The 23713-nt window shown below is 61.0% G+C and carries 27 protein-coding genes and 1 pseudogene; 15 read left to right on the forward strand and 13 right to left on the reverse strand.

Features of this window, described 5'->3' with window-relative positions:
• Positions 1–90: 90 nt before the first annotated feature.
• From AC0JZ8_RS07650 to AC0JZ8_RS07660, 3 genes are all read right to left on the reverse strand, one after another.
• On the reverse strand, positions 91–1044 hold the full coding sequence (locus AC0JZ8_RS07650) for an acetyl-CoA carboxylase carboxyltransferase subunit alpha (RefSeq protein WP_092659372.1): 954 nt from the start codon (positions 1042–1044) through the stop codon (positions 91–93).
• A gap of 64 nt (positions 1045–1108) precedes the next feature.
• Positions 1109–2050 carry a site-specific tyrosine recombinase XerD gene (gene xerD, locus AC0JZ8_RS07655; RefSeq protein ID WP_113111772.1) on the reverse strand — a complete coding sequence of 314 codons (942 nt, stop codon included), beginning with the start codon at positions 2048–2050 and terminating at the stop codon, positions 1109–1111.
• A 26-nt stretch (positions 2051–2076) separates the two neighbouring features.
• Positions 2077–2235, reverse strand: a complete 159-nt coding sequence (locus AC0JZ8_RS07660; protein ID WP_092660944.1) for a hypothetical protein — start codon at positions 2233–2235, stop codon at positions 2077–2079.
• 145 nt (positions 2236–2380) lie between these two features.
• Between AC0JZ8_RS07660 and AC0JZ8_RS07665 the strand changes: the two genes are divergently transcribed.
• The 3 genes and pseudogenes from AC0JZ8_RS07665 to AC0JZ8_RS07675 form a co-directional block, all read left to right on the forward strand.
• The gene (locus AC0JZ8_RS07665) at positions 2381–2986 is read left to right on the forward strand and encodes a shikimate kinase (protein ID WP_062581752.1); all 606 of its coding nucleotides are present in this window, start codon (positions 2381–2383) and stop codon (positions 2984–2986) included.
• Positions 2983–4113: a 3-dehydroquinate synthase gene (gene aroB, locus AC0JZ8_RS07670; protein ID WP_471892188.1), complete on the forward strand. Its 1131-nt coding sequence runs from the start codon at positions 2983–2985 to the stop codon at positions 4111–4113. Before AC0JZ8_RS07665 ends, aroB begins: the two co-directional genes overlap by 4 nt.
• Positions 4114–4133: 20 nt before the next feature.
• Positions 4134–4997: pseudogene (locus AC0JZ8_RS07675) on the forward strand (transporter associated domain-containing protein); the annotation flags it as partial.
• 7 nt (positions 4998–5004) lie between these two features.
• Here the strand turns inward: AC0JZ8_RS07675 and AC0JZ8_RS07680 are convergent.
• The gene (locus tag AC0JZ8_RS07680) at positions 5005–5286 is read right to left on the reverse strand and encodes a BolA family protein (RefSeq protein WP_062581759.1); all 282 of its coding nucleotides are present in this window, start codon (positions 5284–5286) and stop codon (positions 5005–5007) included.
• 116 nt (positions 5287–5402) lie between these two features.
• On the opposite strand from AC0JZ8_RS07680, the gene AC0JZ8_RS07685 reads away from it, so the two are divergent.
• From AC0JZ8_RS07685 to AC0JZ8_RS07700, 4 genes are all read left to right on the forward strand, one after another.
• The gene (locus AC0JZ8_RS07685; RefSeq protein WP_471892189.1) at positions 5403–6050 is read left to right on the forward strand and encodes a J domain-containing protein; all 648 of its coding nucleotides are present in this window, start codon (positions 5403–5405) and stop codon (positions 6048–6050) included.
• A 62-nt stretch (positions 6051–6112) separates the two neighbouring features.
• Positions 6113–7105: a cobaltochelatase subunit CobS gene (cobS, locus tag AC0JZ8_RS07690; protein WP_092660946.1), complete on the forward strand. Its 993-nt coding sequence runs from the start codon at positions 6113–6115 to the stop codon at positions 7103–7105.
• Between the two features lie 52 nt (positions 7106–7157).
• Positions 7158–9083, forward strand: coding sequence for a cobaltochelatase subunit CobT (gene cobT / locus AC0JZ8_RS07695; protein ID WP_471892190.1), 1926 nt, complete (start codon positions 7158–7160; stop codon positions 9081–9083).
• 44 nt (positions 9084–9127) lie between these two features.
• Positions 9128–10087, forward strand: coding sequence for an esterase-like activity of phytase family protein (locus AC0JZ8_RS07700; RefSeq protein ID WP_471892191.1), 960 nt, complete (start codon positions 9128–9130; stop codon positions 10085–10087).
• A 32-nt stretch (positions 10088–10119) separates the two neighbouring features.
• Here AC0JZ8_RS07700 and AC0JZ8_RS07705 read toward each other — a convergent pair whose 3' ends face one another.
• Positions 10120–10761 (reverse strand): queuosine precursor transporter, encoded by a 642-nt coding sequence (locus AC0JZ8_RS07705; protein ID WP_062461780.1) that lies wholly within the window; start codon positions 10759–10761, stop codon positions 10120–10122.
• 107 nt (positions 10762–10868) lie between these two features.
• Positions 10869–11171, reverse strand: coding sequence for a 50S ribosomal protein L28 (gene rpmB / locus AC0JZ8_RS07710; protein WP_062461777.1), 303 nt, complete (start codon positions 11169–11171; stop codon positions 10869–10871).
• A gap of 256 nt (positions 11172–11427) precedes the next feature.
• On the opposite strand from rpmB, the gene AC0JZ8_RS07715 reads away from it, so the two are divergent.
• The 3 genes from AC0JZ8_RS07715 (at position 11428) to AC0JZ8_RS07725 (ending at position 13549) form a co-directional block, all read left to right on the forward strand.
• Positions 11428–12204 (forward strand): DUF3108 domain-containing protein, encoded by a 777-nt coding sequence (locus tag AC0JZ8_RS07715; RefSeq protein ID WP_471892192.1) that lies wholly within the window; start codon positions 11428–11430, stop codon positions 12202–12204.
• Between the two features lie 28 nt (positions 12205–12232).
• Positions 12233–13117: an aromatic amino acid exporter YddG gene (yddG, locus tag AC0JZ8_RS07720; RefSeq protein WP_471892193.1), complete on the forward strand. Its 885-nt coding sequence runs from the start codon at positions 12233–12235 to the stop codon at positions 13115–13117.
• A 306-nt stretch (positions 13118–13423) separates the two neighbouring features.
• A complete protein-coding gene (locus tag AC0JZ8_RS07725; protein ID WP_256413811.1) occupies positions 13424–13549 on the forward strand; it encodes a hypothetical protein in 126 nt (41 codons plus the stop codon).
• Between the two features lie 39 nt (positions 13550–13588).
• On the opposite strand, the gene AC0JZ8_RS07730 is transcribed toward AC0JZ8_RS07725, so the two are convergent.
• Together AC0JZ8_RS07730 and gloB are read right to left on the reverse strand one after the other, a co-directional pair.
• Positions 13589–14005 (reverse strand): cupin domain-containing protein, encoded by a 417-nt coding sequence (locus AC0JZ8_RS07730; RefSeq protein WP_430250918.1) that lies wholly within the window; start codon positions 14003–14005, stop codon positions 13589–13591.
• 4 nt (positions 14006–14009) lie between these two features.
• Complete coding sequence (gloB, locus tag AC0JZ8_RS07735) at positions 14010–14780, reverse strand: hydroxyacylglutathione hydrolase (protein WP_471892194.1); 771 nt, start codon at positions 14778–14780, stop codon at positions 14010–14012.
• Positions 14781–14868: 88 nt separating this feature from the next.
• Here gloB and AC0JZ8_RS07740 point away from each other — a divergent pair, with 88 nt between their 5' ends.
• The 3 genes from AC0JZ8_RS07740 to AC0JZ8_RS07750 all read left to right on the forward strand — a co-directional run bounded on the left by AC0JZ8_RS07740 (position 14869) and on the right by AC0JZ8_RS07750 (position 17763).
• Positions 14869–15630: a class I SAM-dependent methyltransferase gene (locus tag AC0JZ8_RS07740; RefSeq protein WP_062461762.1), complete on the forward strand. Its 762-nt coding sequence runs from the start codon at positions 14869–14871 to the stop codon at positions 15628–15630.
• Positions 15631–15710: 80 nt separating this feature from the next.
• Positions 15711–16814, forward strand: coding sequence for a histidinol-phosphate transaminase (hisC, locus tag AC0JZ8_RS07745; RefSeq protein ID WP_062461759.1), 1104 nt, complete (start codon positions 15711–15713; stop codon positions 16812–16814).
• Between the two features lie 19 nt (positions 16815–16833).
• Positions 16834–17763, forward strand: a complete 930-nt coding sequence (locus AC0JZ8_RS07750; protein ID WP_471892195.1) for a prephenate/arogenate dehydrogenase family protein — start codon at positions 16834–16836, stop codon at positions 17761–17763.
• 15 nt (positions 17764–17778) lie between these two features.
• On the opposite strand, the gene AC0JZ8_RS07755 is transcribed toward AC0JZ8_RS07750, so the two are convergent.
• Positions 17779–18783: a DUF2125 domain-containing protein gene (locus AC0JZ8_RS07755; protein ID WP_471892196.1), complete on the reverse strand. Its 1005-nt coding sequence runs from the start codon at positions 18781–18783 to the stop codon at positions 17779–17781.
• A 53-nt stretch (positions 18784–18836) separates the two neighbouring features.
• Here AC0JZ8_RS07755 and AC0JZ8_RS07760 point away from each other — a divergent pair, with 53 nt between their 5' ends.
• Positions 18837–19355: a gamma-glutamylcyclotransferase gene (locus tag AC0JZ8_RS07760; protein WP_471892197.1), complete on the forward strand. Its 519-nt coding sequence runs from the start codon at positions 18837–18839 to the stop codon at positions 19353–19355.
• A gap of 10 nt (positions 19356–19365) precedes the next feature.
• Here the strand turns inward: AC0JZ8_RS07760 and AC0JZ8_RS07765 are convergent, their stop codons facing one another.
• The 4 genes from AC0JZ8_RS07765 to ftsE form a co-directional block, all read right to left on the reverse strand.
• The gene (locus tag AC0JZ8_RS07765; RefSeq protein WP_471892198.1) at positions 19366–20172 is read right to left on the reverse strand and encodes a lysophospholipid acyltransferase family protein; all 807 of its coding nucleotides are present in this window, start codon (positions 20170–20172) and stop codon (positions 19366–19368) included.
• A gap of 82 nt (positions 20173–20254) precedes the next feature.
• Positions 20255–20989 (reverse strand): YdcF family protein, encoded by a 735-nt coding sequence (locus AC0JZ8_RS07770; RefSeq protein WP_062461744.1) that lies wholly within the window; start codon positions 20987–20989, stop codon positions 20255–20257.
• A 73-nt stretch (positions 20990–21062) separates the two neighbouring features.
• Positions 21063–22139: a cell division protein FtsX gene (locus AC0JZ8_RS07775; protein WP_430257767.1), complete on the reverse strand. Its 1077-nt coding sequence runs from the start codon at positions 22137–22139 to the stop codon at positions 21063–21065.
• A complete protein-coding gene (gene ftsE, locus AC0JZ8_RS07780) occupies positions 22132–22791 on the reverse strand; it encodes a cell division ATP-binding protein FtsE (RefSeq protein ID WP_062461741.1) in 660 nt (219 codons plus the stop codon). Before ftsE ends, AC0JZ8_RS07775 begins: the two co-directional genes overlap by 8 nt.
• Before the next feature lie 207 nt (positions 22792–22998).
• Between ftsE and AC0JZ8_RS07785 the strand changes: the two genes are divergently transcribed.
• Positions 22999–23703 (forward strand): hypothetical protein, encoded by a 705-nt coding sequence (locus AC0JZ8_RS07785; protein WP_471892199.1) that lies wholly within the window; start codon positions 22999–23001, stop codon positions 23701–23703.
• Positions 23704–23713: the final 10 nt, after the last annotated feature.

Raw genomic sequence — 23713 nt, forward strand, 5'->3', positions numbered from 1 at the left:
GCGGTTTTCACCGCACACCGGCAATTGCCAAAGTCCTATACCGGCGATTTTGGCAATTTCAGGGGCAGACGATCGGTTTTACGCCTAATCCTACAGGTTGCGGCCGATATCGAGGAATTTCTGCCGGCGCTGGTTGCGCAACTCGATGCCGGAGAGCTTTCCAAGTTCTTCCAGAGCCGAAGCAATCACCTTGCCGGTGGCAGCAATAACGGTTTCTGGATCGCGATGGGCGCCGCCGATCGGCTCCGGAATGATCTCGTCGATGATGCCGAGACCCTTCAGGTCGTCGGAGGTGATCTTCATGTTGGTCGCAGCTTCACGGGCGCGGGTCGAATCGCGCCACAGGATCGAAGCTGCACCTTCAGGTGAAATCACCGAATAGATCGAATGCTCCAGCATGTAGACCCGGTTGCCGGTGGCGATGGCAATCGCACCGCCGGAGCCGCCTTCGCCGATGACGATCGAGATCAACGGGACTTTCACGCCAAGGCACATTTCCGTCGAGCGGGCGATGGCTTCCGCCTGGCCGCGCTCTTCCGCGCCGACGCCCGGATAGGCGCCTGCCGTATCAATCAGGGAGATGATCGGAAGACCGAAGCGATCGGCCATTTCCATGATGCGGATCGCCTTGCGATAGCCTTCAGGACGCGGGCTGCCGAAATTGTGCTTCAGGCGGCTCTTGGTGTCGTGACCCTTTTCCTGGCCCATCAGCGCGACAGGCATGCCGTTGAAACGGGCAAGGCCTGCCTGGATCGCCGCGTCCTCACCGAAATTGCGGTCGCCGGCAAGCGGCGTGAAATCGGTAAACAGCTTTGCGGCGTAATCGACGAAATGCGGGCGCTGCGGATGGCGGGCAACCTGCGTCTTTTCCCAGGCGCCGAGCTTGGAATAGATGTCCTTGACCGCTTCCTTCACCCGGCCTTCAAGGCGGGTGATCTCGTCGGTCGTGTCTATGCCTTCATTCTCGTCCGTGAGCTTCTTGAGCTCGTGGATCTTGCCCTCGAGGTCAGAGATTGGCTTTTCGAAGTCGAGATACGTTTGCATGAGATCCGGTTTCCGGTTGTTTTTCTCTTGAGGAACGTAGCGTTCCAATTTTCGATCGGGGCTTCTAATCCCGGTTTTTGGCCTGTTTTGCAAGAGGGTGATGTGTTTGCACCGTCTGGCGAAGCCGTTCTTCCAGGACATGAGTGTATATTTGAGTGGTGGAAATGTCTGAATGTCCAAGCAGTTCCTGTACCACTCGAAGGTCGGCGCCGTTTGCCAAAAGATGGCTTGCAAAGGCGTGACGCATCACATGCGGCGAGATCGCAGCGGTTTTTAAGCCCGCCCGCGCCGCCAGTCCCTTGAGGTCGCGGGCGAAAACCTGGCGGGGAAGATAACCTTCCTTGCTGCTGGAAGGGAAGAGCCAGATGCTCTCCGCATCTTTTTCGCGGCTGCTCCGCATTTCGCCATAAACTTTCATCGCGGCGATGGCCGAGCGGGAGAGCGGCACCAGCCGTTCTTTGTTGCCCTTGCCGCGCACCATCAGGAACCGGCCTTCCTGGTCCAGCACCTTTGCCGGCAGAGAGACGAGTTCGCTCACCCGCATCCCCGTTGCATACAGAAGCTCGAGCAGCGCCAGCATGCGGGCGCGGGAAATCTGATCGGGTCCCGGCTGTGCCGCTTCCTCGATGGCAAGACTTAAGAGACGTGTCACGTCTGCCTCGGTCATGATCTTCGGCAGCGAACGGCCCTTCTTCGGGGCGTCCAGAATGGATGTCGGATCGTCGGTGCGCAGGCCTTCGGCATAGAGGAACTTGTAGAATTGCCGCATGGCAGAAAGGCGTCTTGCCTGCGAGGACGCGGCAAAGCCCTGCTTGCCGAGATGGCCGAGATAGGCCGACAGATCGGCGCTTTGCGCGGAAGACGGCGTCGATTTGCGGGTTGCGAGGAAGGAATGCATGTCCTCCAGATCGCGTTCATAGGAGGACAGCGTGTTCATCGCCGCGCCGCGTTCGGCGCTCATCATTTCCAGAAAGGCTTCGATGTGAGCGCGAGACAGGTCGGCCATTGGTTCGTCCTATCCTTGTCAGGCGGTCAGGGCTTCTGGGCGGGCGGGTTCAGCCGTTCGGAGGGCACGCGCACGGTGACATCGCGTTCGCGCGGCTCCACCAGAAAGACCAGTGCCACCATGCTTCCGTAGATGATGCCAGCGATGACCGCGAGCACGAATAGAAACCGGAACAGGGTAGGCATCGAGAACTCCGCTTCGTTGCGCTGCACTATATCCGTAAATGTTTATAGATCGACAAGAAGAAACGGTGAGGGCGGTGTTTCAGGCGCCGCGCGGCTTGACGCCCATCCCGCATTTGTCGATACCGTTTCGCAAACGGACGAGACGATGAACGAAGTTGCATCCATTGCGGAACAGTCGCTCAAGCAGCGGGCGAGCGCGGCACTCGATGGCCGCAACCTGACCCTTGTCGGCCTGATGGGAGCGGGCAAGTCGGTGATCGGAAAGCTGGTCGCCCAGGCGCTCAACGTGCCCTTCGTCGATACCGACGCGGAAATCGAAAAAGTCTCCCGAATGACGATCTCGGAGCTTTTTGCCGCATACGGAGAAACGGAATTCCGGGCACTGGAAACGCGGGTCATCGAGCGGTTGCTGAAGCAGGGACCGCGGGTGGTCTCCACCGGCGGCGGTGCCTTCATCAACGAGGCGACCCGCGCGCAGATCAAGGCCGGCGGCGTTTCGCTCTGGTTGAAAGCGGATCTGGATGTTCTGTGGGAGCGCGTCAACCGGCGCGATCACCGCCCGCTTCTGAAAACCGAAAACCCGAAGCAGACGCTGGAGAACCTGATGATCCAGCGCTACCCGATCTATGCCGAAGCCGATCTCACCGTGCTGTCGCATAATGTCCGCAAGGACGTGATGGTCAACGAGGTGCTAAAAGCGCTGGCCGGGCTTCCCAAGGCCGGCCTTGCAAAGACAGGTGACATGCCATGAACCAATTCTCCCGTGCTTCCGAACGCCTGGTGCATGTGCCGCTCCAAGGGCGCGCCTACGATATTCTGATCGGCCCCGGCCTCATCGAGCGCGCCGGCGGCGAGATCACCTCGCGGCTGAAAGGTCGCCGTGCAGCCATCGTCACGGACGAAAATGTGGCGCCGCTCTATCTCGAAGCACTGATGGACAGTCTGCAGACCGACGGCATCGAAGCCGTGTCGTTGACGCTGCCGGCTGGCGAAAAGACCAAGAGCCTCGAACACCTGTCAACCGTCTGCGACATGGTTCTGTCGGCGCGGATTGAACGTAACGATGCGGTGATCGCGCTTGGCGGCGGCGTGATCGGCGATCTCGCAGGGTTTGCGGCGGGCATCGTGCGGCGCGGCGTGCGCTTCGTGCAGATCCCGACCTCGCTTCTGGCGCAGGTGGATTCGTCCGTCGGCGGCAAGACGGGCATCAACACCCGTCACGGCAAGAACCTGCTCGGCGTCTTCCACCAGCCGGATCTGGTTCTCGCCGATACCGCAGCACTCGACACGCTGTCCGAGCGGGAGTTTCGGGCAGGTTACGCCGAGGTCGCCAAATACGGACTGATCGACCAGCCGGATTTCTTCGAATGGCTGGAAAAGAACTGGAAGGCCGTGTTCTCGGGCGAGCCCGAGCGGATCGAGGCAATTGCCAGAAGCTGCCAGTCGAAATCCGATGTGGTTGTCGAAGACGAGCGGGAGACCGGCCGTCGGGCGCTCCTCAATCTCGGTCACACGTTCGGCCACGCGCTGGAAGCCGCCGTCGAATACGACGGGAAGCGCCTCGTTCATGGCGAGGGCGTCGCGATCGGCATGGTTCTGGCCTACCAGTTCTCGGCCCGCATGAACCTTGCAAGCCCCGATGATGCCAGCCGCGTCGAGGCGCATCTGAAAGCCGTCGGCCTGCCGACCAGGATCAGCGACATTCCAGGTGACTTGCCGCCGACGCAAAAGCTTCTCGATGCGATTGCGCAGGACAAGAAGGTCAAGAGCGGCAAGCTCACCTTCATCCTCACCCACGGGATCGGCCAGTCCTTTGTTGCCGACGATGTACCGTCTTCCGAAGTGCTGAGCTTTCTTGACGAAAAGCGGAGCCGATGAGCGCGAAACGCAGCCTGCCATCGCGCCTGCTGAACGCGGTCATCCGCCGCCTGCTTCGCATGTCCGGCCTGTCGCTGTCACCGGAAACGCTGGTCTTTGCGGACCGCGACGATCTGCATTCGGCACTCGAGGCCCGGCACCGGGAGCGCGATCCCGTGCAGCGGGACCGCAACCGGCTGAGCGGACTGTTCGAGCTTCAGGAGCTCGAAGTCTCCGACGTTATGCGGCATCGCACCGTCATGCGCGCCTTGAACGCCGACGATCCGCCCGAGGTTCTGGTGCGCACCGTGCTCGAAAGCCCCTATACCCGCATGCCGGTGTGGCGCAATTCGACCGAAAACATCATCGGCGTGCTGCATGCCAAGGACCTGTTGCGCACACTTGCCGACGTGGAGGCCGACGGGGCCCCTGTCGATGTCGTAAAGATCGCCCAGCGGCCGTGGTTTGTGCCCGATAGTACCAGCCTCAAGGACCAGCTTGCCGCATTCCTGAAGCGAAAGGTGCATTTCGCCGTCGTGGTCGACGAATATGGCGAGGTGCAGGGCATTGTCACGCTGGAGGATATTCTCGAGGAAATCGTCGGCGATATCGCAGACGAGCATGATATCGAGGTCCGTGGCGTGCGCCAGGAAGCCGACGGCTCGATCCTGGTCGATGGCTCGGTGCCGATCCGAGATCTCAACCGGGCACTCGGCTGGAGCCTGCCGGATCAGGAAGCGACGACGATCGCCGGCCTCGTCATCCACGAATCGAAGCTCATCCCCGAAGAGCGTCAGGCCTTCACCTTCCACGGCAAGCGCTTCATCGTCCTGAAGCGCGAGAAGAACCGCATCACGCGGCTCAGAATCCGCCCGGCAGTCGAGACAGCGCTGCCCGGCGAATAGGTCTCCGCTACCAGCGCGTCGCTTCGCCCGGTGCTGCGGCTTCCACCGCCAGCGCGTGGAGACCTGCGTCAAGTTCGGGCTTAAGCAGCGCATTCACCGCCCGGTGCCGGTCGAGACGGCTCTTTCCCGCAAATGCCGGAGACACGATCCGCACCCGCATATGGGTCTCGCCGGTTCCTGTAATATCCGGCTGATGTCCGGCGTGATGCTGGCTCTCGTCGATCACCTCGAGCCGATCGGGGGAAAGGTTGTCGCGAAGCGTAGCTTCGATGCGGGCTCTTACGGTCATGTTCGGCTTCCTTTGATGGCAGACAGGGCGACGCAGAAGGGCATCTCAGAAACCAGCAACAAACCGGTTTGTCAATTCTTGTCCCGACTTCTCGGCGGCCCCATAATAGGAGCCTTATGAAACTCGATTCCAAATATTTCGACCGTATCCGGACGCGCCGGAACAGGCAGCAGGAAACGGCTGCGCAGGCTCCGACCTGCCAGTGGGACGGGTGTAACAATCCCGGCGCCCACCGCGCGCCCGTGGGTCGAAATGCGGAAGGACAGTTCTTCCTGTTCTGCTTCGAGCATGTGAAGGAATACAACAAGGGTTACAACTATTTCTCCGGCCTGTCGGATGGTGAGATTGCGCGCTACCAGAAGGAAGCGATCACCGGTCATCGCCCCACATGGACGGTTGGCGTCAATAAGGCGGCGAAAGACGGGCCATTGCATTCGAGCGCGCGTTCCAGTGCCGGCGGTGCCAGCGGAACTGCTTACGCGCAGCAGCGTTTCAAAGATCCGTTCGGATTTGTTTCCCAGGCCCGTGCGGGCACCGGCGGACGGTTCGAAACGCAGGGACGAAAGCTGAAAACGCTGGAAGCCAAGGCTTTCGATACGCTGGAACTGGCGGCAAACTCGAATTCGACCGATATCAAGCGGCGCTACAAGGAACTGGTCAAGAAGCACCACCCGGATGCCAATGGCGGAGACCGCGGTTCTGAAGACCGTTTTCGCGCTGTCATTCAAGCATACCAGTTGTTGAAGCAGGCGGGTTTCTGCTAAGCCGTAAAAACATATGGCAGCGAGGATGAAGGCCGGGCATTTGCCCGTGCCCTGGAGTTATGATGAGCAAGATCGACTTAGACATTTCCAACCTTCCCGACACCACAGTATCTGTCCGGGATGTTTTCGGCATTGATACCGATTTGAGGGTTCCGGCCTACAGCCACGGCGACCCTTACGTTCCGGACCTTGATCCGGACTACCTGTTCGACCGCGACACGACGCTCGCCATCCTCGCAGGGTTTGCCCATAACCGCCGCGTCATGGTGTCCGGTTTCCACGGAACCGGCAAATCGACCCATATCGAGCAGGTTGCCGCCCGCCTCAACTGGCCTTGCGTGCGCGTCAACCTCGACAGCCACGTCAGCCGTATCGATCTCGTCGGCAAGGACGCGATCGTGCTGAAGGACGGCAAGCAGGTCACCGAATTCAAGGACGGCATCCTGCCCTGGGCCTACCAGCACAATGTCGCACTTGTGTTCGACGAATACGACGCAGGTCGTCCGGACGTGATGTTCGTCATTCAGCGCGTGCTGGAATCGTCGGGCCGCCTGACGCTTCTCGACCAGAGCCGCGTCATTCGTCCTCACCCGGCATTCCGCATCTTCTCGACCGCCAACACGGTTGGTCTGGGCGATACGACCGGCCTTTATCACGGCACCCAGCAGATCAACCAGGCACAGATGGACCGCTGGTCGATCGTGACAACGTTGAACTACCTGCCGCACCAAAAGGAAGTCGATATCGTTGCCGCCAAGGTGAAGTCGTTCGGCAAGACGGCTGAAGGTCGCGAAACCGTGTCGAAGATGGTGCGCGTCGCCGATCTGACCCGCTCCGCCTTCATCAACGGCGACCTGTCCACCGTGATGAGCCCGCGTACGGTCATCACCTGGGCCGAGAATGCCGAGATCTTCGGTGATGTCGCCTTTGCCTTCCGCATCACCTTCCTCAACAAGTGCGACGAGCTTGAGCGCACGCTGGTGGCCGAACAGTATCAGCGCGCCTTCGGCGTCGAGCTCAAGGAAAGTGCCGCGAACATGGTTCTCGGCGCTTAATGAACGTCGGCAGGGGCGTGACCTAACTCGCCAAGCGAAGGAAATGCAGGCCATGTCAGGTCGTGGAGACAATTCGAAGCCCAAGTCCAGCGGCATGGTCGATACCGAGCCGTTGCGCCGGGCGATCACCGGCTGCGTCCGGTCGATTGCCGCCAATGGCGAGGTCGAGGTGTCGTTCGCCAACGAGCGCCCCGGCCTTGCCGGTGATCGCATTCGTCTGCCTGAAATCTCAAGGCGTCCGACGGCTCATGAGCTTGCCGTCACAAGGGGCCTCGGCGATTCTATGGCGCTGCGGATTGCCTGCCACGATACGGCCATGCATGCCAATCTGGCGCCGCAGGGATCGGATGCGCGCACTGTGTTCGATGCGGTCGAGCAGGCCCGGATCGAATCGATCGGCGCGCTGCGAATGACCGGCGTTGCCTCCAACCTCAACTCGATGCATCAGGAAAAATACGCCAAGGCGAATTTCACCGGCATCGAGCGTCAGGAAGACGCACCCATCGGCGAAGCGATCGCCATGCTGGTTCGCGAGAAGCTGACCGGCGTGACGCCGCCCGAAAGCGCCGGCAAGGTGCTCGACCTCTGGCGTCCGTTCATCGAGGACAAGGCGTCGGGCGATCTCGACAATCTGAGAAATGTCATCGAGGACCAGCAGGCCTTTTCCAAGGTCGTGCGCCGCATGCTGTCATCCATGCAGATGGCCGAGGATCTCGCCAGCGACGACAGCGAGCCTGAGGAAATCGACAACCAGAACGACGAGGAACAGCCGAGCAGCGGCGAGACCGAGAACGAGGAAGTCGAGGAAGAAGCCGGATCGGACGCCGCGCCCGCCGAACAGAGCGACGTTGCCGACGACGACATGGACGAAGGCGAGATGGACGGCGCCGAAATGTCGGACGAGGAGATGTCCGACGAAAGCGACGATCACTCCGAGACGCCGGGCGAAACCCGCCGCCCCAACAGCCCGTTCGACGATTTTAACGAGAAGGTGGATTATCACATCTTCACGCAGGAATTCGACGAGGAGATCACCGCCGAAGAATTGTGCGACGAAGCAGAACTCGAGCGGCTGCGTGCCTTCCTCGACAAGCAGCTTGCGCATCTGCAGGGCGCCGTCGGTCGTCTGGCCAACCGGCTGCAGCGCCGCCTGATGGCGCAGCAGAACCGTTCCTGGGATTTCGACCTGGAGGAGGGCTATCTCGATCCGGCCCGCTTGGTGCGCCTGATCATCGACCCGATGCAGCCGCTGTCCTTCAAGAAAGAACGCGATACGCAGTTCCGCGATACGGTCGTGACGCTGGTGATCGACAATTCCGGCTCCATGCGCGGCCGTCCGATCACGGTTGCGGCAACCTGCGCCGACATCCTTGCGCGCACGTTGGAACGCTGCGGCGTGAAGGTCGAGATCCTCGGCTTTACCACCAAAGCCTGGAAGGGCGGCCAGAGCCGCGAGAACTGGCTTGCGAACGGCAAGCCTGCGACGCCTGGCCGTCTCAACGATCTGCGCCACATCGTCTACAAGTCCGCCGATGCGCCATGGCGCCGCTCGCGCCGCAATCTCGGACTGATGATGCGCGAAGGTCTGCTCAAGGAAAACATCGACGGCGAAGCGCTGATGTGGGCCCATAACCGTCTCATCGCGCGGCCGGAACAACGCAAGATCCTGATGATGATCTCGGACGGTGCGCCGGTCGATGATTCGACTCTGTCGGTCAATCCGGGCAACTATCTGGAGCGGCACCTGCGCGCCGTCATCGAACAGGTCGAGACCAAGTCGCCTGTCGAGCTTCTGGCGATCGGCATTGGCCATGATGTGACGCGCTACTATCGCAATGCCGTCACCATCGTCGACGCGGACGAGCTGGCGGGCGCGATGACCGAGCAGCTGGCCGAACTCTTTGCCGACAAGTCGTCGGCACAGGGCGGCCGTGGTGCGCGTGGCGCCCGCGGCGGACGTATGCGACGGGCAGGCTGAGGGCTTCGGTGAAACCCTTCCGCGTGGCCGTTGCGGCGGCTCTGATGTCGACTGCACTGGCCGCTCTGCCGGCCGGTGCCGCAGGTCCTGATGTAGAGGCGAGTGTCCATACCATTTCCCGTTTCAAGACGGGCTCTGACGCCACCCGTTTCGGCAAGCTCGAATTTTTGGGCGGGCTGCAGTTCTCCTCAAATAACAGCATGCTGCAATCGCTATCCGCGATCCGATTCCGTCCGGACGGTAAGAGTTTTGTTTCGGTGCTCGATACCGGTCACTGGCTGACCGGGCAGATCGAACGGGATGCGGAGGGCCGTCTCTCGGGTCTCAGCCGCCTGCAGGTGTCGCCACTGCTCTACAGGGGCGGGCGGCCGGGGTCGAAGTTCCATTCGGATGCGGAGGGTCTTGCCCTGCGTAAGGGCGAGGCAATGGTAAGCTTCGAGCAGCTGCACCGCATCGAAACCTATCCGGATCCCGGTTTCGAGGCTTCAGGCCCGACGCGCACCATAGACTTCGTCTTTCCCCGCAGGGAATTGCGGATGAACGCCGGCATGGAAACGCTGGCGCTCTCGCCTGAAGACAGCCCGCTGAAGGGCTCGCTCGTGACGGTAACGGAACACAGCCTCGATCAGAACGGCAACATGTTTGCGGCCATTCTCGAAGGGCCGCTGAAGGGCGTTTTCAAGATCGTCCGTCACGATCCCTATGACGCGACCGATGGCGCATTTCTGCCTGACGGCGACTTTCTGCTGCTGGAGCGCCGTTTCAGCTTCCTCGGCGGCCTCGGCATGCGCATCCGCCGCTTCGATGGCGCGCAGATCCGTCCGGGTGCCCTAATCGACGGCGAAGTCCTGCTGGAAGCGGATATGACCTACGCGATCGACAATATGGAAGGTCTCGACGTGATCGAGGCGCCCGACGGCCGCCCGCATCTCATCCTCGTCTCCGACGACAACGGCAACTTCCTGCAGCGCAACCTGATGCTGGAATTTCGGCTCGCGGAATAAGAAAGGGAAGCTTCAGGCTCCCCTTGATTATGTCACACGGTCTTTGCAGTGACCTGCGGCATCGGCCGCAACACGGTCATCAGCGCGCCATAGGGCAGCAACAGCACGATTCCGACGAGGATCTTGACCACGAGGTCGCCGAGCGCCCAGGAAACCCAGCGCGGGGCTTCGGTCGAGAGTGCGCCCAGAATCGGAGACCAGCCGACGGCGAAGTCGTCATTGGCGCCGAGGAAGGCGAAGATCGGGGCAAAGGCCAGCGAGAAGAACAGCAGTGTATCAAGCGCCGATCCGAGCAGGGAGCCTGCCAGCGGCGCCTGCCACCAGGACTGGCGACGCAGGCGGTTGAACACCGAGATGTCCAGAAGCTGGCCGACCAGATAGGCGGTGCCCGAGGCGATGGCGATGCGCGGAGCGGATGCCCAGAGCGACAACGTTACGCCGAAGATAAAGCCGACCAGAACCACACGGCGTGCGATTGTCGTCCCGAACTGGCGATTGGTAAGGTCAGTGACGAGGAAGGCGAAGGGATAGGTGAAAGCGCCCCAGGTCAGGAGATCGCCAAGGGCTACTCCGAAAAGGCTTCCTGTGACAGGGAACTGTACGAGGAAGTTCGAGGCGACGACGACCGCTGCCATCAGCAGGGCATAGATAAGGGTATAGCGTTTCGCTTGCATTTTTTTATCCTGGGGTATGCCACCAGTTGCGGATATGGCCATGAGAAAGGGCTTGTCCGGTTATCCGGTCAAGCCCTCTTCAAAGCCGGTGATGTTGAAGACGCTGATTAAGCAGCAGCAGTCGCTGCTTCAGCAGTCTTCTTGGCAATCTGGCGACGCAGAAGACGAGCGCGCATGGACAGCTCAGTCTCGCTGGACTTCAGAAGGAAAGCGTCAAGACCGCCGCGATGCTCAACGGAGCGAAGCGCGTGAGCGGAAACCCGCAGACGGAAGCGCTGGCCGAGCGAATCGGAGATCAGAGTGACCTGGCACAGGTTCGGCAGGAACCGACGACGGGTCTTGTTGTTGGCATGGCTGACGTTATTGCCGGTCATTACGCCCTTGCCGGTCAGTTCGCATACACGAGACATGGGATACACCTTTGTTCTATTCTGCAATCGGAAGCAATTTCCGGGCAATGCCCGACATGCCGATCCAATTGGTCCTGATTGGAAAGTTGCGGTTCTATAGTCAGTGAGGTCCGGCGCGTCAAGCCAAAACCTTGTGTTTCCGACTCTCAAGGCGTCGCTTGGTGCTTTTGCGGCTGGCGCGTCGCTGTTTTCTTGCCATTATGGTCAGTCACACTCGTCAGGCAAGTCGCTTCCATCTCATCCGTCAGGGCCGTTCATGCTTTCTCGCACATATTTCGCCGTCGCCCTGTCCTCTCTTGTGAGTTTCGGTGCAGCAACGCCTTCGATGGCGGCCGAAACCCGGCAGGTCAGCCATTACAGTATCACGCTCGGGATATTGCCGATCGCGACGGCGAGCTTTTCGAGCGAATTCGACGGCGGCCAGTACAAGATCAACGGAACGTTCAAATCGTCAGGTATCGCCGATATCATCAGCAAGGTTTCGGCGGAAACCAGCGTGACGGGTCGCATCGAGGGCCAGAAGCTGCAGGCTGACCGCTATAATCTTGTCTACAATGTCGGAAAGAGGAAGCGCGTCTACGATATCTCCTACAGCAACGGTAATGTGACCGATACGAAGGTCACCCCGCCGCCGCGTCGCAACCGGGAAAACTGGGTGCCCGTGACGGACAAGGATCTTCGCGCCGTGCTCGACCCGTTGAGCGGCCTGATCTTTCCGGTCGATGCCAAGATCTGCCCGAACCGGTTGCCGATCTATGACGGTGAATCGCGCATGGATCTGGTGCTGTCGCCGATGGGCACCAAGCCGTTTGCGGCGGAAGGGTTCAAGGGAGAGGCCATCGTCTGCTCGATCCGCTATACGCCCAAATCCGGGTTCCGTCGCGGACGCACAGATATCGAGTATCTGCGCAAGACGCCGATGGAAATCTGGTTTGCCAAGGCCGAGGGAGCAAATGTATATGCTCCCGTCTATGCCCGTATCCCGACCAGGATGGGGCCGCTCTACGTGACGGCCGTGAAGATTGGCGATTAGCAGATCGGCTCATGCCGAAGGAGGCATAGTGAAGATCCGGGGTACGCTGATCGGTTTTACGGCCATTCTGATGTGGTCGCTTTTGGCGCTGATGACGGCGGCATCCGGCAAGGTTCCGCCGTTCCAGATGAATGCGATGACGTTTGCGATCGGCAGCCTGCCGGGGCTGATCCTGTTCGCCTTCAGGCCGCAGCGCATCCGGTTGCTCAAACAGCCCGCCAAGGTGTGGATCATCGGGATCGGCGGATTATTCGGCTACCACTTTCTGTATTTTACCGCGCTGCGCAATGCGCCGGCGGTCGAGGCGGGTCTGATCGCCTATCTCTGGCCGCTGCTCATCGTCGTCGGCTCGGCGCTCCTGCCGGGCGAGCGGCTGCGCTGGTACCACGTCGCCGGTGCGGTTGCCGGGCTTTGCGGCACGATTGCCATCGTCTCGCGCAACGGCCTGTCGTTCGACGGTGCCTATACGCTGGGTTATGGCACAGCCTTCATCTGCGCCTTCACCTGGGCGGGGTACTCGCTGCTGACCCGCAGCTTCGATCGTGTCTCGACCGACGTGGTGACGGGGTTCTGCCTCGCCACATCGCTTTTGTCGCTTGTGTGCCATCTGGCGCTGGAGATCACGATATGGCCGGCGGACACCAGCCAGTGGGCGGCGGTCGTCGGCCTTGGCCTGCTGCCGGTTGGCGCTGCCTTCTACGCTTGGGATTACGGCGTGAAGAACGGCGATATCCAGGTGATCGGCGCCGCAAGTTATGCCGCGCCCCTGCTCTCGACCTTGATCCTGGTGCTTTCCGGCTTTGCCGAACCGGACTGGCGCATCCTCGCGGCCTGCGTACTGATCACCGGTGGAGCGGTGCTCGCTGCACGTGATATGCTGCGGCCGAAATCGAAAGCTGTCGAAACAGATTAGCAGCCTGAGCGTCAGGCTTTGGGTGTGTTGCCTGCAACTTATCCGCTAGATTGCCATCGCAACAGCGAGTGATCTGCCGACGATGTCGATCATCCATAACGAACGAACCAAGTACGTCGCCAATTCCTTCGACCGGGCGTCGACGTCCTGTCTCACGGTTGGCGTGTTTGCTCCGATCGCCGCGGCGATCTATGCGCCGTCAGTCTCGACTGGAAACGCTTTTATACTTTCGGTTGTGGGACCCGGTTGGCTTTTTGCCGCCGCTATTCTACATTGGGGAGGCAAGCGTATATTGAGGAAGCTGCTATGACAGGTTTGCAGATATATGCGTTCATCGTTCTTCCGCTCTCGATCGCGGCTTTGGGATGGGCCTATGCCTATTTCACAGTGCGACAGCACGAACGGAAGTATGGCAAGCGCAAGGAAGACTAGGCGCTCCACACCGGTTTGTGCTCGGGTTTGTGCACGCCCTCAACCCGGCTCCCAGCCAGGCGCTGCCATCTCGAAGCTCGCAAACTCGAATCCCGGCGCGACCGTGCAGCCCACCAGCGTGTAGGCGCCGAGTGGTTCTGCTGCCTGCCAGGCATCGGCCGGCACCACGGCTTGAGGCCGCTCGCCGCTGGCCAGATCCACACCGAGCCGGATTTCCTCGACGGTCTTTCCATCCGAGATCTTCAGAAGCAGCGGATCGCCGGCATAATAGTGCCAGACTTCCGCTGCATCGGGCACCCGATGCCAGTGCGATTTCTCGCCGGCTTGAAGCAAGTAGTAGATCGCCGTCGAGGCACCGCGCCCGGTGCCGTCTCCATCGCGAAACGTCTCCGCATACCAGCCGCCTTCCGGGTGGCGCTGCATGCCGAGAGTAGTGATGATCTCTTGCGCAGTCATCGTTTTAGAAATTGTCCTTGCGCTTGCGGATTTCGGCAAACACTTCTTCGTTGGTCTTGCCTTCCATGATCAGGTTGCGCCGGATCGCGGGATCGGCGGGGCGCAGGAAGGGGTTGGTTTCCTTTTCCAGGCCCATCATCGTCGGAATGGTGAACTTTCCGTCGGCGCGCAGGGCCTCGATCTCGGCGGCGCGGGTCTTCAGCCGCTCGTTGTCCGGATCGATCGTCAGCGCGAAACGGGCGTTGGACAGCGTGTATTCATGGCCGAAATAGATCGCCGTTTCATCCGGTAGAACAGCTAGCTTCTGCAGCGAAGACCACATGTCGGCAGCGGGCCGCTCGAACAGGCGGCCGCAACCGAGCGCAAACAGCGTGTCGGCGGCAAACAGGATCTTGTCGTCCGGAAAATGGAAGCAGATATGGCCGGCCGTGTGCCCGGGCGTTTCGATGACGCGAACGAGATGGTCGCCGAAATGGAACTCATCGCCATCTGCAACTGTCCGGTCGAGGCCGGGGATCGCGACCGCCTCGTTGACGGGGCCGATGATCTCCAGTCCGAACTTCTGCTTCAGCACAAGGTTTGCTTCCACATGGTCGGTGTGGTGATGGGTGGTGAAGATGTGGGTGATCGTCCAGCCGCGACGGGCGGCGGCCTCGACGATCGGCTTTTCTTCCGGCGCATCGATTGACGCAGTCAGTCCGCTTTCCGGATCGTGCACGAGAACGCCGAAATTGTCGCTCCGGCAGGGAAAAACTTCGAGTTCCAACGGCTTCATTCTGCCTCACCTCTTGCTCATTTCCACTTGGCGAACAATGTAGAGACTGGTGCCTTGAAGTCCAACCACCTTCAGCGAGCAATTTATCTTGTCCGTCGATATCGTCGATCTGCGTGAGTTCTATCATTCTGCTCTTGGCCGGTTTGCCGAGCAGTCGATCGTCGTGGCGTTGTCGTCGCTCTGGGCGCGCCTGCCGGAGGAGCGTCTGGTCGGGCTTGGATACGCAGTGCCCTATCTCGATCACTTCCGGGCCGATACCGAGCGCACCTTCGCTTTCATGCCGGCCGGGCAGGGGGCGGTGAACTGGCCGCCGGGCGAGCTTTCGAGCACGGCTTTGGTGTTCGACGAGGAATTGCCGCTGCCGGACAGTTCGGTCGATCGCGTGCTGCTGGTGCATTCGCTGGAATTTGCCGAAAATCCGCGTGAGACGCTGAAGGAAATCTGGCGGGTGCTGGCGCCAGGCGGGCGCCTGGTGATCGTCGTTCCCAACAGACGCGGCGTCTGGGCCCGCATGGAACATACGCCCTTCGGCTCCGGCCGGCCCTATTCGCGCGGGCAGCTGACGACGTTGATGCGTGAGACGAACTTCACGCCGGGCGCCAGCGCCGAGGCATTGTTCTTTCCGCCCTCGAAAGCGCGGACGATTATGAAGATGCGGCAGGTGTTCGATCGTATCGGTCGCCGCTTCTGGCCGGTATTTTCTGGAGTCATCGTGCTGGAAGCGCAAAAGCGGCTGTATCAGGGCCTGCCGGTGGCAGCCCGCGCGTCGAGACGCGTGTTCGTGCCGGTCATGGCACCACGCGGTGTGCCGACGACGCGGACGCAGCCCGACACGCCCAAAGGCTCTTAAAACCGGCTCGACATTGGGCCTGTTCGGCTTTAATGCCTGAGCATACCCTGCCCACAGACATTACCGAGAAGGTCCAATCGATGAGCATCGTTGCGAGTGAGCCCGTTCCGCGTCCAGGCATTCTGGATATCGCCGCCTATGTGCCCGGCAAGGATCATGCTCCCGGCGTTGCGCGGGTGTTCAAGCTCTCGTCCAACGAAACGCCGCTTGGTGCGAGCCCTGCTGCGATCGAAGCCTTTCGCGAGGCGGCAGGTCACCTCGAGCTCTATCCCGATGGCCAGGCCCTGGCGCTGCGCGAAGCGATCGGCTCGGTGCATGGCTTGAACGCTGCCAACATCATCTGCGGCAATGGTTCGGATGAACTGCTCGGCCTGCTGTGCCATGTCTATCTCGGTGCCGGCGACGAGGCGATCATCACCCAGCACGGGTTCCTCGTCTACAAGATCCAGATCACTGGTGCCGGCGCCAAGGCGATCGAAGTGCCGGAAAAGGATTGCACCGTCGATGTCGACGCGATCCTCGCCGCTGTCACGGACAAGACGAAGATGGTGTTCATCGCCAATCCGGGCAATCCGACCGGTACCTATGTCCCGGTATCCGACATCCGCCGCCTGCATGCCGGTCTGCCGAAAAGCGTCATCCTGGTTCTCGACGCGGCCTATGCGGAATACGTGAAGAAGAACGATTACGAGGCTGGCCTCGAGCTCGTCTCGAACAGCAAAAACGTCGTGATGTGCCGGACCTTCTCGAAGGCCTACGGTCTTGCGGCGCTGCGGATCGGCTGGATGTACGGCCCGGCCGCGATCCTCGATGCGCTCAACCGTGTCCGCGGACCGTTCAACCTGAATGCGCCGGCGATTGCCGCAGGTGCTGCGGCCATCCGCGATCGGGCTTTCGTCGAGAAGGCCGTCGAGCACAACACGCTCTGGCTCGACAAGCTGACCCATGCATTCGAAACGCTCGGGCTCAAGGTCACGCCGTCGGTCACCAATTTCGTGCTGATCCACTTCCCCGATGTGGACGGCAAGCGTGCGCCGGATGCCGATGCCTTCCTCACCAGCCGCGGCTATATCCTGCGGGTCGTCAAGGGCTATGGCCTGCCGAACGCGCTGCGCATGACGATCGGCTCGGAAGAGGCCAATCGCGGCGTCATCGAAACGCTCGGCGAATTTCTGGCGCGCTGACAGCAACGGGACTGATATCATGACCCATCCGCAGTTCGATCGGATCGCTCTGATCGGCATCGGCCTGATCGGCTCATCTATTGCGCGCGACGTGAAGGAGCTCGGGCTCGCCAATCACGTCGTCATCTCGACACGCAGTAGCGAGACGCTGAAGCGGGCCGAAGAGCTGGAGCTTGGCACCGAATATACCGCGTCTGCAGCTGACGCGGTGAAGGATGCCGATCTCGTCATCGTCTCCGTTCCCGTTGGTGCGTCGGAAACGGTCGCAAAGCAGATTGCGGGCAGCCTCAAGCCAGGTGCGATCGTCACCGATGTGGGTTCAACCAAGGCGTCTGTCATCGCGCAGATGGCGCCGCATATGCCTGAAGGCGTGCATTTCATTCCCGGTCACCCGCTGGCCGGGACCGAGAAGTCCGGTCCGGATGCGGGCTTTCCGGGTCTGTTTCGCGATCGTTGGTGCATCTTCACGCCGCTGCCGGAAACGGATCAGGCGGCGCTCGAGCAGTTGAAGGCTTTCTGGGTGGCGCTCGGTTCGCGCATCGACGAGATGGATCCCGAACACCACGACAAGGTGCTCGCGATCGTTTCGCATCTGCCCCATATCATCGCCTATAATATCGTCGGCACGGCGGATGATCTGGAAACGGTCACCGAATCGGAAGTCATCAAGTATTCCGCCTCCGGTTTCCGCGATTTCACGCGTCTTGCGGCCTCCGATCCCACCATGTGGCGGGACGTCTGCCTGCACAACAAGGATGCGATCCTGGAAATGCTGGCCCGGTTTTCGGAAGATCTTGCCTACCTGCAGCGGGCAATCCGCTGGGGCGAGGGCGACAAGCTGTTCGAACTCTTCAGCCGCACCCGCACCATCCGCCGCTCCATCGTTCAGGCCGGCCAGGATGTGGACGCGCCGGACTTTGGCCGGCACGCACTGGATGTGAAGAAATAAGCAGGTCTGTCTGCACTAGATCCGCGGAATTTCGCCGATCTGGATCAGCCCGCCCGCCAGAACTTTGCCGCGCCGGATGGTGATGTCGAGTGAGGCATTTTCACCACCTCCAAGCGCTGCCAGCATGTTTGCCGCGGTCTTGATGGTCGATGCGAGATCCGGAAACACTTCGCCGAGGCTCTGCTGCCACGCGTCGATCTTTTCCACGCGCAGTTTGAGCTTGCCTGACATGCGCCCTTCGTCATCGAAGGAGAAGGGGCCGGAGATAGTGGCAACCCGTCCCTCGCCGAGATCGGCCTTCAGGGAACGAAGCTCGCCCTTGGTATTGTAGAGTGCTGTACCGTTCGGATCGCTGCCGTCAATCATGCCGGCGCGACCGGCAAGCGTCACGTCCACGAGAGCGTTGAGCTTGGGCAGAAGCTCTGCCATGCCCTCGGCTGTCGTCGAGGTGCCGCCGAGCGAGATCGCGGCATCGAGATCGTCGCCGTTCTGGCGCAGGTGGATTTCCGTCCGGTCGGTGGTGATGTCGAAGGGCTGGGTGTTTGCCGCGGAAACGACGCTTGCGCGCGAGCCCTCGATGACCATCGACGCCCGCTCGACGCCTTTCAGCTTGGCAGCGATACTGGATTGCAGCGATTTCCAGGTGGTGGATACGGAGAAGCCATGGCTGGTGCGGACTTCAGAGGGTGCGTCGAGTTCCCAGACGATGTGACCAGGCGCATAGACCTGGGCTGCCGAGCGCAAAGCGCCGAACGTGCCCGAAATGCCGTTTTCACGGTCATCCACCGTCACCTTGGAGCAGAACAGGCCTATCCGGAAAGGATAGCCGCGATATTCGGCATCGGTGCATTCGGCGACGATGCCGCGCTTCTGCTGGCTGCCCAGGAGCGCCAGCGTGTTCTGCTTCAGGACCGATGCGGCATAGAACCAGCCTGCCGTATAAAGGGCTATCGCCAGAATGACGGCACTCGCCAGGATCCATAGTTTTCTGCTGACGCCGCTTCGGCTTGACGCTGCCATGTTGTTCTCCCAAAGGTCTTTTCGCAAATCTCGATGACGGCATGGCGTGCGATATGGACGAATTTTGGGTGTTTGGCTACGGATCGCTGATGTGGAACCCGGGCTTTCCGTTCGAAGAGAAGGCGCAGGCCCGCGTTTACGGCTTTCGCCGGTCGCTGTGCATCTGGTCGACAGTGCACCGTGGAACGCCGGATCGTCCGGGTCTGGTCATGGGGCTCGATCGTGGCGGATCGTGCAGGGGTGCGGCCTTCCGGGTGGCAGGTGACGCATGGGACGATGCGATCGACTACCTGCGTCGTCGCGAACTCGTCACCAATGTCTACCGCGAAAAGATCGTGCCGATCACGCTCATCGACGGACGGCAGGTGAAGGCCGTCACCTATGTCGTCGATCGCGCCCACCCGCAATATGCCGGTGCGATGGGCGTCGAACAGGCGGCCGGCATCGTGCGCCACTCGGCCGGCAAGTCCGGTCCCAACGATGCCTATGTGTTCAACACTGTCGAGCATCTTGCGCAGATCGGCATTCGCGACCTGTGGCTGGAAGGGGTCGCCGCGGCGCTAGCCGCGTAAGGCTACCCGCTCAAACCGTCGTCTGCTCTCTCTTCTGTTCGGCCTTCAGTTCCGCCAGACGTTTCAATGCTGTCGCCGGCAGCGGCAGATGCGGGTTCGCCGCCACGGTTTCGACCAGCAACTGGTCGCTTGCTGTTTCCAGCGTATCGATCAGGTGCTTGTAGAAGGCATCCGGCTCCATTCCAGGCGGGATGGCCGGAAGGATGCGGACTTTGAAATGGCCCGGATATTTCACCAGCTTGCGGCGTCCCCAGAACAGGCCCCAATGGGCAACGACCGGGACGACCGGAACCTTCGCATCGCGATAGATGCGGGCGATGCCGTAGCGATAGTCCGGCTCGGCGCCAGGCGAGCGACGGGTTCCCTCAGGGTAGATGATCAGCTGGCGGCCGCTTTCCATCTCTTCCTTGGTGCGCTTCATCACCTCGACCATGACCTTGCCGCGGGCGCCGCGATTGACCGGGATCATCCGTTGCCTGGCCAGATACCATCCGAACAGCGGGATCCACAGAAGCTCGCGCTTCAGGATATAGACCGGGTCGGGATAGTGGGGCATCAGCGCAAAGGTGTCCCACACAGACTGGTGCTTGGGCGTAAAGATGCAGCCGCCTTCCGGAATGTTCTCGAGGCCCTCGATTTCGAAAGTGGCACCGACGATCTTGCCCATCAGCCAGTTGCTGGACGAAGCCCAGCCCTTGGGGACGCTGAAGGCGGCCTTTCGCGAAGCCAGGAAGTAGTAGGGAGCAAACACGATCATCCGCAGGATCATGTTGGCGTAGAAGGCGGTATTGAACACGACGGAGCGGATGAGAAGCATGGAGCGGGCTTTCTTGCAGACTGCCCGTTGCCTACACGAGAACTCGAGCGGACAAAAGCGCGAGATCGACGGCCTGCTCAGATCAGGGAGATTTTTTCGGCACCGACCCGGTCGAATCGCCGTCGGTTCGAAGGCCGCTGCCCTTCTGCATGCCCACCCAGTCGCGAATGGTTGCCAGCACCACCTTGACGTATTCCGACAGCATCGTGCGCAGAGTATCCGGCTCGGCGAACCAGGCGCGGCGGGCGAGATCTGCATTGATGACCGGATAGGGAATGAATTCCGTCGCGGGATCGGCGCGGCGCAGTTCGTGCAGACTGCGCAGCATGTGGTAGTTGTTGGTCACGACGAGCACGGATTTGTAGTCTTTGTCGTGGATCCAGCGGGAGATCTCGTTGGCATTGCCGATTGTATCGATCGCATCATAGCCGATATCGACGCAGCACTTGAAAAGGTCGGGCGAGGCCTGCGTGACCTTGCGGATCTGCGTTGGCGTGGTGGATGGATGCGCGCCGGAAATCAGAAGCCGCCTGCCGGCCCCGTCGCGCAGCAGACCGAGCGCCTGTTCTATGCGCAGATATCCACCTGTCAGAACAACGATTGCATCGGCCTTGACGCCATCGGGCGCTCGCAACGATGTGACCGCGTCCGCGAACCAGAGGAAACCGCCGACGACGATCGCAACGCAGATGAACGCCACCATGACGATCCGTCTTGCTATTCGTCTAAACGTGCTCCGGCGCGAGAGCAAAGCCCTTCGTCTCCGGTCCGAAGTCCGGTCGTCCGTCACATCGGGAGGGGTCTGGCCGAGTGTCATGATTTCGTTGATAGACCTAGATTTCGTTGTCGCCTAGCCCCACAACGGGTTCACTTCAAAAAACACGTGCGGGTTATGATTTCGGCGCGCCATCCGCCCGTGCCGGATCGGAGCGGATCAGGTCGATCTCGTCGATGGTTTTCATCACCGTCAGGCGGGCGGTCAGCGTCGTCAGAAGGGCGATCACGAGGATCGTCGCAAAAATTCCGAGATAGCCGCCGAATCCGATCGTGAAGGATCCGAACAAGGCTGTCGCCTGCTCGCTCTGGGGCGTCGCGCGGGAATTCGACTGCCACAGATTGGCGGCCGCAAACAGCAGTGCGGCCAGCGCGCCGCCGGCTGCCGATCCCTTGATGCTGATCTTTAGGAAATGCTTCTGGAATTCGCGGGCGACGAAACCGCTTTCGGCGCCGACGAAATGCAGGACTTCGATGATATGCCGGTTGCCGGAGAGGGCGCCGCGGGTGGCAAAGACGACGGTCAGGATCATCGCGGTAAAGACCAGGATCAGCACGCCCATGCCGATCAGCACGGTGGTGCGGGCCATCGACACAAGCCGATCGACCCAGGTGCGGTGGTCATCGAGGAAGGCCTGCGGCACTTCGGTCTTCAGGAGGTCACGCATGGCCCCGAAATCCGGCGGGTTCTGCTCGTCGATTGTGATGATGACCAGCCTCGGCACGGGCAGGTCGGCAAGATCGAGGCCGGTGCCGAGCCACGGTTCCAGCAGCCGGGCGGTGGCGCTGTCGTCCATGATCGTGCCGTCGCGGGTGCCGACGAAGGTGAGTGCGACATCGCGCGCCTTCTTCAGCGCCGCATCCATGTCTAGGCCATCGTCCGGCTTGATCTGGATGGTGATTTCGCGGGCGATCTCGCTCTGCCAGCCGGCCGCGGTGGCGCGAACCATGCTGACCCCGCCGAGCGTCAGGCATGCGAGGAAGGCCATGATGGCGATCACCACCATCAGCGCATTGCCCTGGATATTGGAGGGAGGCAGGATCGGGGCTGTCGGGCGCACGCGCATCGAGGCGCGGCGCGGACCCTGGTCGGTCGCTGTCTCGGCGCCTTTCTCCTGCCAAGCGTTTGCCGGTGCCGGTGCTTTCTCCGTCTTAGCCGGTTTGGTCTTCTTGGGAGGGCGCGGCTCATTCATAGATATCGAGCCGCCCTTCGGTGAGGATCATCCGCCGTGCATCGACCTGATCCATCAGCGCCAGATCGTGCGTCGCGATGACGACGGCGGTGCCGAGCCGGTTGAGCTCGAGGAACAGGCTGAGCAGCCGGCGGGCCATGGGCGGGTCGACATTGCCGGTGGGTTCGTCGGCGAGCAGGATTTCCGGACGGTCCATCAGCGCACGGGCAATCGCCGCACGCTGCTTTTCGCCGCCTGAAAGCACCGCGGGCAGCACATTGATGCGCTCGCCGAGGCCGACCCATTTGAGGAGCTCGATCACGTCATTGCGATAGGACGCCTCGTCCTTGCCGCGCACCCGAAGCGGCAGGGCGACGTTCTCATAGGTGGTCAGATGGTCGAGCAGGCGAAAGTCTTGGTAGACGATGCCGATTCGCCGGCGCAGCATCGGCAGCTCGCTCCGCGGGATCTGCGACAGCTCGCGGCCGAACATGCGGATGATGCCGCGGGTGGGGTAGAGTGAGGTGAAAAGCAGGCGCAGAAGCGTCGTCTTGCCGGCACCCGATGGGCCGGTCAGGAATTGAAATGACCGTTTCGGGATGTCAAACGTCATGTCCCGGAGAATCTCCGGGCCCATGCCGTATCGCAACCCAACATTTTCGAAATGAATCAACGGAAGACCAAATCTCTGAACCCTTCAGATTCGCACCTGACCATCTCTTAACGATGAAGGTAAACGAAAGGTAAAACGCCGGTCAAAAAGGGCTTATTTCGGGCGGTGTTTGCAATCGGTTAACCAATCGAATTTACGACTAGGGGGGATTCGTTTCAATGGCCGCCTCTTTCGATATCGGGGGACAAGCGGCGCCGAAGAGGTCCGATGAACACGTTCCGCAGCCGCGCCGGGAAGACGATTGTCCGAATGGACATCCTGCCGCCCGAACCCACAAAAGGCCCGAAGGGCCGGGTGAAGGCGCGTGGTCCCGTGGTGGATGCGCAGTTTGTGCCTGTCACCGATGGCGGGTGGCAACGATCCAGACCGCGTTCGCACAACGACAATTCAGACAACAGAACCAAGAACCGGGCGGCCGGCAAGCCTGCAGAGAGATTTAGTTCCGATGCTTCGGCCACATCCGTCCCAAAGGGCTTCGTCGGCAAAGTCGAGCGTGTGCTGAATACGCTTTCGGCCGATCTGTTCTGCGCGCTTGTGGCGGCCGCTTTCGTGCTGGTCTTTGCAAGTGCCGGTGGCTTCTCGTTTCTGTTCAACGAAAGCGGAGAGGCGAAAGCCGAACCTTCGCTCGATATCACCCATATCACCATGATGCCGCGCGATGCCGATGGCATGCGGGTTCTGCTGATCAACGGGATCGTCGAGAACCGCACCAGCGATGCAAAGACCATGCCCGCGATCCGGGCCGAACTGATGGCCGGAGACATGCTGGTCGCCTCGACGCTGATTGCCCCGCCGGCATCCGCCATTGCTGCCGGCCAGAGCCGCGGATTTTCGGCGCGCGTGCCGCATCCAGGCGGAAAACTCCCGGATTTGCGCCTGACATTTGCGGAACGGGATGCGTCCCGCCTCTGATTGTGTTATC

It is taken from the genome of Velazquezella soli (assembly GCF_977018685.1).

Coding starts and splice junctions, on each gene's coding strand:
- AC0JZ8_RS07650 (WP_092659372.1), bottom strand. CDS start 1,044: ATGCAAACGTATCTCGACTTCGAAAAGCCAATCTCTGACCTCGAGGGC.
- xerD (WP_113111772.1), bottom strand. CDS start 2,050: ATGGCCGACCTGTCTCGCGCTCACATCGAAGCCTTTCTGGAAATGATG.
- AC0JZ8_RS07660 (WP_092660944.1), bottom strand. CDS start 2,235: ATGCCTACCCTGTTCCGGTTTCTATTCGTGCTCGCGGTCATCGCTGGC.
- AC0JZ8_RS07665 (WP_062581752.1), top strand. CDS start 2,381: ATGAACGAAGTTGCATCCATTGCGGAACAGTCGCTCAAGCAGCGGGCG.
- aroB (WP_471892188.1), top strand. CDS start 2,983: ATGAACCAATTCTCCCGTGCTTCCGAACGCCTGGTGCATGTGCCGCTC.
- AC0JZ8_RS07680 (WP_062581759.1), bottom strand. CDS start 5,286: ATGACCGTAAGAGCCCGCATCGAAGCTACGCTTCGCGACAACCTTTCC.
- AC0JZ8_RS07685 (WP_471892189.1), top strand. CDS start 5,403: ATGAAACTCGATTCCAAATATTTCGACCGTATCCGGACGCGCCGGAAC.
- cobS (WP_092660946.1), top strand. CDS start 6,113: ATGAGCAAGATCGACTTAGACATTTCCAACCTTCCCGACACCACAGTA.
- cobT (WP_471892190.1), top strand. CDS start 7,158: ATGTCAGGTCGTGGAGACAATTCGAAGCCCAAGTCCAGCGGCATGGTC.
- AC0JZ8_RS07700 (WP_471892191.1), top strand. CDS start 9,128: ATGTCGACTGCACTGGCCGCTCTGCCGGCCGGTGCCGCAGGTCCTGAT.
- AC0JZ8_RS07705 (WP_062461780.1), bottom strand. CDS start 10,761: ATGCAAGCGAAACGCTATACCCTTATCTATGCCCTGCTGATGGCAGCG.
- rpmB (WP_062461777.1), bottom strand. CDS start 11,171: ATGTCTCGTGTATGCGAACTGACCGGCAAGGGCGTAATGACCGGCAAT.
- AC0JZ8_RS07715 (WP_471892192.1), top strand. CDS start 11,428: ATGCTTTCTCGCACATATTTCGCCGTCGCCCTGTCCTCTCTTGTGAGT.
- AC0JZ8_RS07725 (WP_256413811.1), top strand. CDS start 13,424: ATGACAGGTTTGCAGATATATGCGTTCATCGTTCTTCCGCTCTCGATC.
- AC0JZ8_RS07730 (WP_430250918.1), bottom strand. CDS start 14,005: ATGACTGCGCAAGAGATCATCACTACTCTCGGCATGCAGCGCCACCCG.
- gloB (WP_471892194.1), bottom strand. CDS start 14,780: ATGAAGCCGTTGGAACTCGAAGTTTTTCCCTGCCGGAGCGACAATTTC.
- hisC (WP_062461759.1), top strand. CDS start 15,711: ATGAGCATCGTTGCGAGTGAGCCCGTTCCGCGTCCAGGCATTCTGGAT.
- AC0JZ8_RS07750 (WP_471892195.1), top strand. CDS start 16,834: ATGACCCATCCGCAGTTCGATCGGATCGCTCTGATCGGCATCGGCCTG.
- AC0JZ8_RS07755 (WP_471892196.1), bottom strand. CDS start 18,783: ATGGCAGCGTCAAGCCGAAGCGGCGTCAGCAGAAAACTATGGATCCTG.
- AC0JZ8_RS07760 (WP_471892197.1), top strand. CDS start 18,837: ATGGACGAATTTTGGGTGTTTGGCTACGGATCGCTGATGTGGAACCCG.
- AC0JZ8_RS07765 (WP_471892198.1), bottom strand. CDS start 20,172: ATGCTTCTCATCCGCTCCGTCGTGTTCAATACCGCCTTCTACGCCAAC.
- AC0JZ8_RS07770 (WP_062461744.1), bottom strand. CDS start 20,989: ATGACACTCGGCCAGACCCCTCCCGATGTGACGGACGACCGGACTTCG.
- AC0JZ8_RS07775 (WP_430257767.1), bottom strand. CDS start 22,139: ATGAATGAGCCGCGCCCTCCCAAGAAGACCAAACCGGCTAAGACGGAG.
- AC0JZ8_RS07785 (WP_471892199.1), top strand. CDS start 22,999: ATGAACACGTTCCGCAGCCGCGCCGGGAAGACGATTGTCCGAATGGAC.